12 protein-coding genes are annotated in these 14,634 nt (G+C 38.5%); 1 reads left to right on the forward strand and 11 read right to left on the reverse strand.

From position 1 onward, the window contains the following. Positions 1 to 198 precede the first annotated feature (198 nt). Complete coding sequence (locus SJPD1_RS14215) at positions 199 to 906, forward strand: Bax inhibitor-1/YccA family protein (RefSeq protein ID WP_087439762.1); 708 nt, start codon at positions 199 to 201, stop codon at positions 904 to 906. 78 nt (positions 907 to 984) lie between these two features. Here the strand turns inward: SJPD1_RS14215 and SJPD1_RS14220 are convergent, their stop codons facing one another. The 11 genes from SJPD1_RS14220 to SJPD1_RS14270 all read right to left on the reverse strand — a co-directional run bounded on the left by SJPD1_RS14220 (position 985) and on the right by SJPD1_RS14270 (position 14,200). Then, complete coding sequence (locus tag SJPD1_RS14220) at positions 985 to 2,199, reverse strand: rhodanese-like domain-containing protein (RefSeq protein WP_088437541.1); 1,215 nt, start codon at positions 2,197 to 2,199, stop codon at positions 985 to 987. 17 nt (positions 2,200 to 2,216) lie between these two features. Continuing rightward, positions 2,217 to 3,482 (reverse strand): NrfD/PsrC family molybdoenzyme membrane anchor subunit, encoded by a 1,266-nt coding sequence (nrfD, locus tag SJPD1_RS14225; RefSeq protein ID WP_088437542.1) that lies wholly within the window; start codon positions 3,480 to 3,482, stop codon positions 2,217 to 2,219. Further along, complete coding sequence (locus tag SJPD1_RS14230) at positions 3,470 to 4,135, reverse strand: 4Fe-4S dicluster domain-containing protein (RefSeq protein ID WP_088437543.1); 666 nt, start codon at positions 4,133 to 4,135, stop codon at positions 3,470 to 3,472. The genes nrfD (SJPD1_RS14225) and SJPD1_RS14230 overlap by 13 nt, the downstream gene beginning before the upstream one ends. Positions 4,136 to 4,137: 2 nt before the next feature. Then, positions 4,138 to 6,561: a molybdopterin-containing oxidoreductase family protein gene (locus SJPD1_RS14235; protein ID WP_087439763.1), complete on the reverse strand. Its 2,424-nt coding sequence runs from the start codon at positions 6,559 to 6,561 to the stop codon at positions 4,138 to 4,140. A gap of 357 nt (positions 6,562 to 6,918) precedes the next feature. Then, complete coding sequence (locus SJPD1_RS14240) at positions 6,919 to 7,353, reverse strand: hypothetical protein (protein WP_096047726.1); 435 nt, start codon at positions 7,351 to 7,353, stop codon at positions 6,919 to 6,921. A 169-nt stretch (positions 7,354 to 7,522) separates the two neighbouring features. Further along, complete coding sequence (locus SJPD1_RS14245; protein WP_087439765.1) at positions 7,523 to 8,434, reverse strand: LysR family transcriptional regulator; 912 nt, start codon at positions 8,432 to 8,434, stop codon at positions 7,523 to 7,525. Between the two features lie 42 nt (positions 8,435 to 8,476). Further along, on the reverse strand, positions 8,477 to 8,797 hold the full coding sequence (locus tag SJPD1_RS14250; protein WP_087439766.1) for a hypothetical protein: 321 nt from the start codon (positions 8,795 to 8,797) through the stop codon (positions 8,477 to 8,479). Positions 8,798 to 8,865: 68 nt separating this feature from the next. Further along, a complete protein-coding gene (locus tag SJPD1_RS14255) occupies positions 8,866 to 10,083 on the reverse strand; it encodes a rhodanese-like domain-containing protein (RefSeq protein ID WP_087439767.1) in 1,218 nt (405 codons plus the stop codon). 35 nt (positions 10,084 to 10,118) lie between these two features. Then, on the reverse strand, positions 10,119 to 11,285 hold the full coding sequence (nrfD, locus tag SJPD1_RS14260; RefSeq protein ID WP_226372211.1) for an NrfD/PsrC family molybdoenzyme membrane anchor subunit: 1,167 nt from the start codon (positions 11,283 to 11,285) through the stop codon (positions 10,119 to 10,121). 9 nt (positions 11,286 to 11,294) lie between these two features. Continuing rightward, positions 11,295 to 11,858, reverse strand: coding sequence for a 4Fe-4S dicluster domain-containing protein (locus SJPD1_RS14265; RefSeq protein ID WP_087439769.1), 564 nt, complete (start codon positions 11,856 to 11,858; stop codon positions 11,295 to 11,297). A 2-nt stretch (positions 11,859 to 11,860) separates the two neighbouring features. Next, on the reverse strand, positions 11,861 to 14,200 hold the full coding sequence (locus SJPD1_RS14270) for a molybdopterin-containing oxidoreductase family protein (protein ID WP_096047727.1): 2,340 nt from the start codon (positions 14,198 to 14,200) through the stop codon (positions 11,861 to 11,863). Positions 14,201 to 14,634 lie beyond the last annotated feature (434 nt).

Consider the following 14,634-nt stretch of genomic DNA (forward strand, 5'->3'; position numbering starts at 1 on the left):
CGAGGACGAAATTATATATCCTTGCACCTTACAAAGACATTAAACTCGCACTGCAACTAATTGGTTTTTTTATTCCTCTCAAGTTGATTAATTTTTCGTTTACTCTCTTTCCATATAATAGACAATTCACAAATTGCATTTCATCTTATTAATTTGATAAAATGCGGTTTGATTTTACGTCTTTTGAAGGAGAATTACATGGGACTATATGACAGAAATTATATACAACACAATGCACAAGAGAGTGCCTATGAACAGACAAAGGTCAATGAAAGCTCTATGGGAGTTTTTATTAAACAGACCTATCAACTGTTTGCTGCATCACTGCTTGCTGCAAGTGCTGGCTCTTATGTTGGAATTGGTATGGCAAAAACCATCTCTTCTTGGTATTTAGGCCTTGTCATTTTAGAGTTTATCTTCTTATTTGGACTTTTTGCTGCTAAAAAGAAAGCTGGACTTAATATGATTTTGCTTTTTGGTTTTACATTTATCAGTGGACTAACACTCGCGCCTTTGCTATCGCATACATTAGGAATGCCAGGCGGTGCTAGTATTGTGGCAAATGCCTTTATTTTAACAACCGTTGCATTTGGTGGACTTTCAGTATTTGCGATGAATACCACAAGAGATTTTTCAGCAATGGGTAAAATGTTATTTATTACATTAATTGTGATTGTAGTTGCAGGCATCATAAATATCTTTTTCCACAGCCCAATTTTACAATTGGCTATTGCAAGTGTTAGTTCTATTTTATTTAGTGCATTCATTCTTTACGATACACAAAACATTATCAAAGGTGCGTATGAAACACCTATTGAAGGTGCAATTGCATTGTATTTGGACTTTTTGAATCTCTTTATTTCATTGCTTCAAATTCTTGGAATTTTTGGCTCACGCGACGAATAAGCTTTCGATTAGGCATAAAAAAGGGGGACGAGGGGATTCAATTCCTCCGCCCCCTTTTTTTATTTACATGTAAAACTATTAACCTAAAGGTTCATTGACCTTAATCTCACATGTACCACTTTTATCACATTTGATATTCGCATCAAAGTAGAAGATCTTACTCACATCAACTTTGGCATTTTTAAGTTTCAAGAAAGCTTCCATCGATCTTCCGCCTGCGGAGCAGTTCATAATCACCACTTTACCTTTTGGAAGTTTTGCAGCAAATTCTGTGGCACTCAGTTTCCCTGCTTCGATATTGATAGCCCCTTTTATATGGCCATTGGCATATTCTGTGGCACTTCGTACATCGATAACAGCCACATTGGCTGGTATTTTATCACTCACAATGAGTGCTTTATACCATTCACCGTCTACGGTTCCTTCATCTTCTCCTAGTTTAATACCTTCGACGAAGGCATCTTTTTTAGGAGTTGGGGCTACGTCTACTTTTTTAGCGCCACCGGCTGTGGTTTGGAGTCCAGCTTCTTTCCATTCTGGGTATCCACCGGCATAGACACTAATTTTTTGATAACCAAACTCTTGGAGTTTTTTAGCTAAGTTATGGGATTTAGCACAATTATAACCTTCACAGAAACTTATAATCGGTGTTGTTTTATCTATGGGCAAACGACCTTTGAGTGTATCAAGCTCTTCATCACTCATATACATTGAACCAGGAATTGTTCCTGCCATATATTTTGCATAAGGTCTTGCATCCATAAAGAGAGCTTTATTATTTTTGAAAATAGCTTGTGCTGCTGGTAAACCTATCTCTGGATAGTTTTTAACTATCCATTCAGGTTCACCTGCTTGGTACAATTTAACATTGGTAAAGCCATGTTCTTTCAGGTAGCCTGCAACGATTGGGCTTTTTTCACAATCCCAACCACCACAGAAAACAATAATCTCTTTATCTTTAGCGACTTTATCCAGTTGACCAATATATTGATCAATTTGAGTATCAGGAATATTCAAGCTTGATGGAATCGTACTTACTAAATATTTTGGATTGGGTCGTGCATCAATCAAGAGGGCTTTAGCGCCATCTCTTGTTCCGTTCCCTATAGCGACTTTAACGTAAGCATAATCCACATTCTCTAGTTTAAACTTCTCCATCAACTCTTTTACATGTAAAGTTGGTTCATTCAACACTTTTGCACTAGGGGTTGCACTGGTTTCGGGTTGATTCGTACATCCTGCTAGCAACAATCCTGCTACGATCAGGCTACTGGCGAATACTCTTATTCTCATTGTTTCTCCTTTGGGGTTTAATGGTGTTCTCTTAATTCATTCACAGAAAAAAGCGTATCAAAAAGCTTATAAATCATAATCACCACGCCCACAGAGCCAACAACGATAAAGATCTCTCCTAAGTGTGGTGCGACGTAATTAAAAGATTTAGACAATGCATAAAAATCGTATTTTTCATACCCAAGTCCAAAACGGTTGGACATAGGATTGGCATTACCTCCATAAACAAAAAGATACCTTCCCACAAAGCCACCGATGACCACAGAAATAGAAGCAACTAGTGTAAATATAGGCTGTCGTGCCTTAACAATACATAAAAAGGGGAGTGCCAATGTCAAAAAGATGTATCCCGTAAAATAGACATAACGAAATGGGCCAAAAAGAATCAAAAATGCCCAATCTTTATCGACCGTCATATAACCAAAAATTTCATAAAGACCTAGCAGAGAGACAAAAAACAACATGGCTCTGCGAATAATATCCATTAATCCTTTGTATTCTGTTTTACTGCGGTGAGCGAAGAAACTGATGATTCCCATAATGCCTAAAGACGAGACAAAAGCAGAGATAATAAAATAAAACGTCAAAAAGGGAAATTCTGTCCAGAGATGACGTGCCGTATTCATAGAAAAAAGTTTCGCTTGAATATAATACTCAATCAAGTCAACCCCAATGCTTAACACTAAAATAGGTAATGCCAAGCGTTTTGCCCACTCTCGTTTATGAGTTAGAACCAGATAAATTTCAAATAAAACAAACGGGATATAGGTACAATAAAGTGGCAACATCAACCACATGCCTGCATTAAGATTGGGTGTCAGTACCATCCAAACCATATTGAGCATATTAAGATCGGTTGCAATTGTAAAGAGTCCTGCAAACACCATCGAAATTCCGATGACCATGAAACCTGCTGCTGCTTTAGCGATAAGATTAAAATTCATCAACTCTGCCAATGCGACCAAAAAGATCACTCCACTCCCCGTATAAATCATGTACATGTAATTGACAATGAAAAGCGTCCAAGGGATATTACGATTGACCTCGCCGACATCTCCGAAAACGGCTAAACGCATCGCCTCTTTCAGAGCGGGATCGGTTGGGTTGAGCCCTGAAGCATGCGCATTAGCAGCTGCACTAAAATAGCGTACATCAAAAATTTCATAAATGCCAATACATGCAAAGACTAGAAGAACATAGCCTAAAAGCATCGTTTTATTGAGCAACAGTTGAACGATACTGATCTTGTTAATATCAAGACCTGCAAACCTTATTTTTTCCATTCTGTACTCCTTCGATTGCGAGCTTGATCATACATGGGTTTAATCTCTTCCCATGTGTGAATAATCGTATTATGCGAAACACTCTGCTTAGCATAGGCTTCATCATTGGGTAAAATATAAAAAAGTTTTGGAAGCGTTCCTGTATGTTCTTTTTGAAAGAAGAAGCGTTTTGTTTTGAGAAGCTTCACAATATCGCTATTTTCATCATCCAAATCACCAAAGGTTCTCACTTTAGTCGGACACGTCGCTTGACACGCGGTCGTACCGCCTTCCACCAATGAGCGGTGATCGCAAAATGTGCATTTATCCACAGCAACCATCGTGTCATCCACAAACCGTGCATCATACGGGCATGCTTCCATACACCCTTTGCATAAAATACATTTATGTGCATCTACTTTGACAATACCTCCCTGTGCAAAATGGCTTGCGTTGGTAGGGCACACACTCACACACGGTGCATCAATACAGTGGTTACATTGCGACGGATAGAGATTGGCAAAGGGTTTGCCAAAAATGGTTCCTTCCACCACACCGATCCAAATACGTTGTTTATCCGCACCCAACTGAACGCCATTTTCCTCTTTACATGCAACCTCACACGCTTTGCAGTTGATACAATTTTGATAATCTAATGCCATTGCATAATTCATCTTCACACCCTCCTGATCGATACGAGCGTTTCGTGCATATTGGCACATCCGTGTACCGGCTCAATCGTATCTTCAATAATTTCATTATCACTCGCACCATTGCGATGCGCAAACGTTAGTCCTTCTGATTTTGCGCCAAATCCATGAATATAAAAAACGCTTTGTGGTACAATTTTAGGAGTTGGATAGGCTTTAATTCGCACATGTCCTACGCGGCTTGTCACTTCAACCGTATCTCCAAACTGAATGTTTAACGCTTCGGCTTCTTTGTCATTGATCCACAAATAATTCTCACGCATCAGCTCTAGGAGCATGATGTTATTTTGGGTTGCATTTTGGGTGAACTGTGCATGGCGCCCTGTAATAAATTTAAATTTGCCTGCTGGAACGTTTACATACTCTTCATCCCTCCACACGGGCATAGGATCAACGCCTTTGGCTGCCATACTGCCCAAAAAGCATTCAACTTTTTTATTAGGAGTGTTAAACGAGCGTTTAAGATCGGCGACATCCACAGGATTGACACAAATATCGTGCAAAAAGGCGTCAGGATCGTACTCTTCTTCAAGCTTCAATACAGAGTAAAACTTTTTATCTTTAGGGTAGTATTCATACGTATTGTTATCAATCTTTTTAAAGTAGGTAAGCATATTGGGATAAAAAACACCCTTCTCACGTAAGACTCCCCACGCCTCTTCACCATATTTTTCAACAAACATATGTTTGTTCGTCTCTTCTTGATCGTGCATAAAAGGCTCTGCTAAATCAAAACCATTTTCGTCATAGAACTCATCTTCTGGTGTATCTTCAAGCTCTTCTTGCACATCTTCATCATATTTTTTGGTAATTTCCCACAACGGTTTTGAAAGTTTTTGGGCTAAGCCTCGCATAATTTCATTCACCGGTTTACTCTCATACATAGGCTCAATCACTTTTTCACGTATCGCGATGGAGGGCTCAATCCCTGCAAACGACTGCACGGGATCTTCCCTCTCTAAGTAGGTACACTCTGGTAAAATAACATCTGCTAGCATTGCTGTATCACTTGGCATTGTATCGATTACAACCACCAAATCCATCTTTTCAAACATTGTCCGAGTTTTAGTAGAATTTGGTACCGAGAGCATTGGATTTTGTTTATAAACAAACATCCCACGGATTGGATAGGGGGATTTGCCCTCTTCGACCATATTGCGCCATCCTACCCATGTGCCTGTTGCACCGACAACCGCGGCTAAATTTTTATCGATTCTAGGTTTCGCGTTGGCATACATTGGAGCGGTGGTCGTATGCTCACCCAATGGAAGTTTTTTACCAAAAACAATGCCACCTTTGACATCGATGCCACCGCCAAGTGCTGTAAAAAGTGCCATAGCGCGACGCAGTTGAAAATCATTTTTAGACCATGTCGTGCGTCTTCCTTGGTAATAAACCGATTGAGGTGCATTTGCCATAAAATCATGGGCGATTTTACATATCGTTGAAGCAGGAACACCTGTAATTTTTTCTGCCCATTCAGGTGTATATTCACTCTCAATGATATGCTTTTTGTATTTATCAAAATCAACAAAGTTTTTGGCAACATAACTGCGATTGTAAACTTGATCGATAATCGCAACATACGTCAATGCTAGCACAAACGCCAAGTCGGTTCCTGGACGAATTGGGACATAGGTATCAGCGTGCATTGCGGTATTGGTAAAGCGTGGATCGACCACAACCAGTTTCATACCACGTCCACGGGTGCGTTTAAACATATCCATCGTGTCAGGCGTTAAAATCGCTTCGGCGCGATTCGCTCCTGCCATAATGACGTACTTCGCATTTTCCAAATCCGCTTGTCCATAACCACCGATAGTTAATGTATAGCCTGAAACAGCGGTTTGCAAACAAATGGTTGAGTGGTTAAGGAAATTGGACGATCCAAATTTATCGGCCATAAAGGTTTTAAAGGTGTGTTCTGCCAACCCTTCCCCTGCGCAATAGCCAATGCAGGAACGGTTGTCTTTTTCTTCTTCTAAAATTTTGACCAATTTGTCTTTAATATACGCATTCGCCTCTTCCCATGTCGCACGTCTGTATTTGCCATCGCCTCTCTCTCCGGTACGAATTAAAGGGTATTTGAGTCGATCGGGATCATACAGGGCATGAATACCTGCTGCTCCTCTGGCACAGAGCATATTACGAGATTTAGGGAAATAAGGATTGGGATCTAATTTTGTTACAATACCATTACGTACATGCGCAATCGCCGCACATTTATTAACACACATTTCACAGATGGTTGGAACTTCCTTCATTAGTGTCACTTGAGGTTTCTCTTTTGAGCTTGCAAGAATGGTTGACGAACTAAGCGCCGTTCCACTTGCAATACTTAAGGCGACACTGCCTTGAAGAAATCTCCTTCGTGAGATCTCTACTTTCATTCGTTTTCTCCACTTCAATTTTTAAACATTAGGTTTGACAAAACCTACTGAAATAACCATTTCATGGATACATTGTAAGGAGAGTTTCTTTATATTATTATTAAACAAAATCATTTTTATAAGTTAAATGAATTAAGATGAGAGCAGAAGCCCGATGTAATCGCTTATAAAAAAAATAAATAAATTTTATAATTTTATTTAACTTAGTAAAAAAAAGTGTGCTTTTTTAGAATATTAGTAAAAAAATAATGACATTTTTGAGATTTCTATACCTATTTTTAAATATTCTAAGATACCGCTAAGAGGGGTAAGGTTGTAGGAAGAGGCTAAAGATGTTAGCCTCTGATGGTGAAATCTCTATTTTTCACCTGGTTCTTTTGTGCAGTTAGCACCATCTCCTTTGATGACCACTCGCACACGCTTCTCTTTTCCTTTTTGCTGCTCGTTTTCATACAGAAGCTCCCGTATTTCACTTTGAAATGATTCGATACAGTCTTGGCTATTTTTAGTCGTATCCAAAATCAGCACTTTCTCTTCTTTGGGATTTGAAGATGCACTCTTCTCTTTTGCGGTAGCCTTTTGGATAGAAGCATTTAGATCACACTCCTCTTCTAAAAGTGTATTAATTTTTTGCGTTAGCGCTTCAATGGAGTTATTTTTATCATCGGGTTTGGCATAAAGAATTTTAGTAATCTCATTTTGAAACACTTCCGTACAATCAGTTCGACTCTGGGGATTAGCACTCATCAACAATGAAGCCAACAATGGTAAACTAAATATAACTTTTTTCATTTTATCTCCTTTTTTTTAACTATTATATACTATAATTATAAAAATATTTACTTTTATTGATATTAAATCTTTACATGTAAAGTTATATGATTCAAAACGAGACGCTCATAAAAAAGAGGAGGAAGGGAATGAGAGAGAAAGGAGCGTTTAGACTGCTCCTTGAATGGTGTTAAATTGAGGGTTTAATATCTTGTTTTCGGGTAATAAAATCAAGTGTACTTGCGATCAGCGCATCTTGAATACGGTCTTTGAGATAGCAGATATAAAATTTTCGCATCAAATGAATACCTTTGATCGTGCCGATATGTAATCTTCCTGCTTGCACGTCATCTTCAACCATGTATTTGGAAAGAATGGAAACCGTTGGAGCACCGTTGATGTCAGCTTTGAGGAGTGTTTGTTTGATGGTCATTGCACTGTTGGCGATATTTTTAATCGTAAAATTTTTACAATCCACATCTATTTTATGAAATGTCTCATAAATAATTTTACGCGTGTTGGACTCCTCTTCGCGGCAAATCCACTGCAAATCAAAGAGCTCTTCTTTTTTTAAAATACTAGGAAGCGGCGATCTGCTGACAACAACCAGCTCATCTTCCATCCATTCACGATAGAAAATATTGGGATGAAAGGTAGGAGACTCGATGAGTGCTAGATCGACTTTTCGGTTCACCACAAGCTCGGTTAGCTCAACGGAGCTGTTGACTTTGACCATCACTTGGTTGGAAATCACCTCTTGAATATCGTTGAGAAACTCAGGTAAAATATAATTTCCAATCACAGGAGAAGCGCCTAGAATAAAGAGTATCTCTTTATTAACCAGACGCAGAACCTCTTTTTCCGTAATCAAAATTTGCTTTTCAAGGCTGAGCAACACTTGAAAAAGTTCTTCGCCCTCTTTGGTAAGGTTAATGCCACTCTTTTTGCGATCCACGATGGGAATGTTCAAATAATCTTCAAGGAATTTGATCTGTTGCGTAACGGCAGGTTGGCTAATTCCAAGCTTTCTAGAAGCTTTTGAAAAACTTTTTTCTCGCACAACGGTTAAAAACGTCTCTATCTTCGCAAAATCTTTAAACATTCACATCCCTATTTAAACAGTTCTAAATCCATCTCACAACCATCAATAACACAAAGCCGTATTGCCACTATCGCTCGCAAAATGATAGAGAAAATCGTACAGGTGTTTAAGAGAAGCATCGGTTAATGGCTTTGCATCAGGACATAAAAGCAGCATCTCCGCTTTAAGTGTTCCTGCTTCATAAAAGTGTTGCCACTCGTTTTGCGTATGTTTTTTAGCCATCACATTTCCACTAAAACCACAGACCGTACGCATCTCTTTTTTAAAAATATCTGCACCCATCGTTGCATCCGCTAAAAGGGGTGGTGCAAAACAACCAAACGCCACATAAGCGCTTAGCAATACATTTGTAAATTTTACCATGTTTTACCTCTTTTAGTGTAAGCGATCAGAGCGTTTCATCTCTGATCGCAGCTTTACATGTAAAACTATTAACCTAAAGGTTCATTGACTTTAATCTCGCATTTACTGCTCTTATCACATTTGATATTCGCATCAAAGTAGAAGATCTTACTCACATCAACTTTGGCATTTTTGAGTTTCAAAAATGCTTCCATAGATCTTCCGCCTGCTGAGCAGTTCATAATCACCACTTTACCTTTGGGTAGTTTTGCAGCAAATTCTGTTGCACTTAGTTTTCCTGCTTCGATATTGATAGCCCCTTTTATATGTCCATTGGCATATTCTGCGGCACTTCGTACATCGATAACAGCTACATTGGTTGGTATCTTATCACTAATGATCAGTGCTTTATACCACTCACCATCTACGGTTCCTTCATCTTCACCTAACTTTATACCTTCAACAAATGCATCTTTCTTAGGACTTGGAGCGACATCTACTTTTTTAGCACCGCCTGCCGTGGTTTGGAGTCCAGCTTCTTTCCATTCTGGGTATCCACCGGCATAGACACTAATTTTTTGATAACCAAACTCTTGGAGTTTTTTAGCTAAGTTATGGGATTTAGCACAATTATAACCTTCACAGAAACTTACAATCGGTGTTGTTTTATCTATGGGCAAACGACCTTTTAGTGTATCAAGCTCTTCATCACTCATATACATTGAACCAGGAATTGTTCCTGCCATATATTTTGCATAAGGTCTTGCATCCATAAAGAGAGCTTTATTATTTTTAAAGAGGGTTTGGGCTGCTGGTAGACCTATCTCTGGGTAATTTTTAGCAATCCATTCTGGTTCACCTGCTTGGTAAAGTTTGACATTGGTAAAGCCATGTTCTTTCAGGTAGCCTGCAACGATTGGACTTTTTTCACAATCCCATCCACCACAGAAAACAATAATCTCTTTATCTTTAGTGACTTTATCCAGTTGACCAATATATTGATCAATTTGAGTATCAGGAATATTCAAGCTTGATGGAATCGTACTTACTAAATATTTTGGATTGGGTCGTGCGTCAATCAAGAGTGCTTTTGCTCCCTCTCTTGTTCCGTTCCCTATAGCGACTTTAACGTAAGCGTAATCCACATTCTCTAGTTTAAACTTCTCCATCAACTCTTTTACATGTAAAGTTGGTTCATTCAACACTTTTGCACTAGGCGATATTGTTGCCTCAGGTTGTTTCTCTGCGCATCCACTCAACAACAATCCTATTACAACGATACTGCTCGCTAAAATCCTTATACTCATCTTCTCTCCTTTTTGGTTACTGGCTATTGTTAACTTTAATGAGTACTTGTTTCATCCAAATTAAATATTTTATCGGCAAGATAATACATAAACAAAGCCAAGCCAATACCACCAAATCCAATTGCAAACTCAGCCGCAGAAGGGAAGTACTCTACAAATGTAGGTGCTAGTTGGTATTCTGAACGTTTGAGCATTGTCATAGGATAGAGTAATGTGTCATGAACCAAGTCATAGCGCATAAAGAAAATACCCACCATACCTGATATAGAAGCATACACCGTTGCTTTAATGGCCTTTGCATTGCTGACTAAGATAATCGTAAATGGTATTAACATACCTAAAATTAACTCCCCAAACCAAAAAGTAGGACTTTTCGTTGCATGCAAAATAGTTTCTGCTCGCTCTGGCATATCTCCATACAGTGCTGTTATGATTTTCCATGCTTCAAAGAAGATCAGTACGGCTAAAAGCATGCCTAAAATTTTTGAAAGTTTGACAAGCATCACAGTGATTTTTTCAGGAAAATTCATTTTGTATCTAAATCCATACATTAAGAAAACTAAGTAACATCCTGTGATCATGGCAGAAAGAATGAAATAGACAGGATAAAAAACACCATTGGCAGAAGGTCTAGAGATCAAAAAGCCAAAAACAGCGCCAAGATTTGAGTGTGCTGCAAGACCGACTAAAAGACCGCAAATACCAAAGATTTTAGAAAAAGTATGATTCACTTTAATCGCTAGAAAGAAAAATTCTAAACAGATAAACGTAAGGTAAAGACCATACAAGGTTCCCATCCACCAAATAGCTGAAGTCAAACCTGGGGTTAAGACATTGTAAATCAACATTGTCATTGGGTGACCGATTTCTAAGCCAATAACGGCAAAACCTGAACTGATTGTGATAATTGCACCTGCAATGGCACGCTTACCAATTTGCTGAAACTCTGGAATTCCAAAAACATGCCCAATCGAAGAGATAATGCAAAGACCTGTACTGGAGACCACAAAGAAAACATACATTGCGATGAGTAACCCCCATGGATGTTGCCTCGTGACATTGTAAACATGGTGTCCATGTAAGATATACGCAACCGCACCCGCCATAAACGCGGCAAGAAGGGCTACGGTTGTAACTGCCATCACCACATTCAGGGGCGTTTTTTCAAAATAAAAGAGTTTTTTCAAAGAAATTGTTTGCATCATAAACTCCTACAATATATAAAATAGTTTTGGTTTAGTACCCAAGTGACTTTTAACTTGGCGGTACTCTTTATTCACAAGTAACTGTGAAATTTCGCTATTTGGATCATCCAAGTCACCAAATACTCTGACTTTTGTCGGACACGTTGCTTGACATGCTGTCGTTGTTTCACCATTGGCAAGCCTAGTATCCGAACAGAACGTACATTTATCAACCGTATTGGTTCGATTGTCAACATAACGTGCATCATAAGGACATGCATTAATACAGTAGGTGCATAAAATACATTTGGTTGGATCAACCATAACCATGCCATCTTTACTGTAATAGGTTGCATTGGTCGGACAGACTTGTTGACACGGTGCATTGTCGCAATGTTGACATTGACTTGGCTGATAGGTTTGAGAAGCGATAGAGATATTGGGAAATTGTCCTTCTGCCTCTTTAACACCTACCCAAATGCGATAATGATCGGGTAAGAGCAAAACACCATTTTCTTCTTTACATGCACTTTCACATGCTTTACAATTAATACAATTATTGTAATTTAGTGCCATTCCATAACGTGCCATAATCAAACCTTTCTAATTTCTACAATTGTGTCATGAAGACAAGAAGCTCCATGCATTGGCTCCATGCTATCTTCAATAATTGCTGCATCATTGCCGCCATTATGATATGCACGCGTTAATGCTTCAGAGTAATTACCAAATCCATGGATAAAGAAGAGTGTATCGGGTCCAATTTTCTCTGTTGGATACGCTTTAATCGTTGTTTTACCCACTTTACTGACGACTTCAATTTTATCACCAAATTTGATACCCATTTTTTCTGCTGTACGTTTATTAATCCATGCAAAATTTTCAGGGACAAGATTGAGTAACATGCGATTGTTCGATGTACCAGATTGTGTAAATTGGGCATGGCGACCGGTTATAAATCTAAATTTACCAGCAGGAACTGCCATTTCATACTCTTTTTTCCATACAGGCATCGCATCAATACCTTTTTTAGCAAGTGCTGGGACTGAACACTCAACTTTACCTGATGGCGTAGCAAATTTAGTATTCCTTACAGAATAAGCGCGTTTTGCATCGGGATAGTATTCGTAGTCATTCACACCCGTTTTTTTGAAATATTCATTCATATTAGGATAGAAAACACCTTTTTCTTTTAATATCTCGGCTGCACCTTCATACTTAGCGACTGCATGCTCGTTAAGCTCTTCTTGTGAAGAAGCAAACGGCTTGGTGAGATCAAAATCTCCATACGCCTTCTCTTCACCATCATCTTCAATGGATGACTGGACATCTTCATCGTATTTTTTTGTGATTTCAAACAGTGGTTTTGAAAGTTTTGCGCTAAGTCCTCGCATGATTTCCATAACAGGTTTACTCTCAAACATTGGGTCAACCACTTTATTGCGTTGAGCGATGGAAGGCTCAATACCCCCAAAAGAGACAACAGGATCTGTTCGCTCTAAGTAAGTACACTCAGGCAAAATAACATCACTCAGCATCACCGTATCGCTTGGCATCGTATCAATCGTTACGACTAAATCCAATTGCTTAAGGAACTCTGCTGTTTTAGCATTGTTTGGCATATTTTGCATAGGGTTATGTTTGTAGTTAAACAGTGCGCGAATCGGATAAGGACTTCTTTTTTCTAGAACCATATTTCTAAATGCTACCCATGATCCAGAACCGCCCACTACAGCTGCCTCATCTTTTTCAATTCTAGGCTTTGCTTGTGCATACATTGGAGAAGGAATTTCATGCTCGACGAGCGCTAAACTTTTACCAAAACAGATACCGCCTTTAATATCAACACCACCACCCAATGCGCTAAAGATCGCTTGAGCACGACGCAATTGGAAATCATTTTTAGACCATGTCGTACGTCTTCCTTGGTAGTAAATTGATTGAGGCGCATTCACCATAAAATCACGTGCAACTTGGTAAATATCAGCAGCTTTAATACCCGTAATTTTTTCAGCCCATTCGGGGGTATAGTTGTTACTTAAAATATGTTCTTTATAGGCATCAAAACCATTAAAATAGTTTTCAACAAATGCTTTATTGTAAATCTCTTCTTTGATCGCAACATAAGTGAGTGCTAGAACAAAGGCTAAATCAGTTCCAACATTAATAGCAAGCCATTTGTCACTTTTGGCTGCAGTATTGGTAAAGCGAGGATCGACGGTTACAAGTTTTGCGCCACGACCTTTGGTACGTTTGAAAAAATCCATTGTATCGGGAGTCACAATAGCTTCGGCACGATTAGCGCCTGCCATAATGACATACTTGGCATTGTCCAAATCGGCTTGACCATAACCGCCAATGGTGAGTGAATACCCTGAAACGGTTGTTGCAAGACAAAGACTTGCATGGTTAAGAAAATGAGAAGAGCCAAACATTGTAAAGAAACTGTGGAACGTATGTTCTGCCATACCTTCACCTGCACAAAAAGCTACCGTTGAACGGTTATCTTTCTCTTCATCTAAAATCTTGGTGAGTTTTTCATTAATGTAAGCATACGCTTCATCCCAACTGACACGCTTAAACTTACCACTCCCTTTTTCTCCATCACGAATTAACGGATACTTCAAACGATCTGGATCGTACAGTGCCTGAATACCTGAATTGCCTCTTGCGCAAAGCATATTGCGTGATTTTGGGAAAAGTGGGTTCGGATCAAGTTTTTCAACGACTCCATTGTGTACATGCGCAATGGCTGCACATTTATTAACACACATCTCACATAATGTTGCTACTCTTTTATCTTCATTGCCAACTTTTTTGGCTGGTGATGTAGCGCTCGCCATAATGGAAGAGGAACTAAGGCTCACTCCGCCAGCGATAGACATCGCTACACTCCCTTGAAGAAATCTCCTTCTCGAGATCTCTACTTTCATCGCGTCTCCTTGTTATCTTTTACCTTTAAGTTTCGTACTTTCAAATAATGTCAAAAAGTACGTCTTTCTAACTCCATTGTAAAGGTTAAATCTTATAAATAACTTACATTTTTGAATGAAGATTGCCCTAAAAATAGGATATACGGTGCAAATGCCCTATTTATCGAAAGATGAAGATTGAAAAAAAATAAAAAATTTTTCTCAAAAGAAGGTAAAAAGTTAATTTTAATTGACATTTAGTAAATTATTTTTTCACTTTTTATGAAAAAATTGGCAAATAAGTAGTCTATTTTGTTTAAGTTTATTTAACTAAATAGCAGTTTTATGGGCATTTCTTTTACTAATTATAATAATTATAATTAGTAAAAGAAATAATTATTACGCCACAATAATAGTTAAATATTTTTTACTATTATAATAGTAATAATTAATTT

It is taken from the genome of Sulfurospirillum diekertiae (assembly GCF_002309535.1).
GTDB lineage: Bacteria > Campylobacterota > Campylobacteria > Campylobacterales > Sulfurospirillaceae > Sulfurospirillum > Sulfurospirillum diekertiae.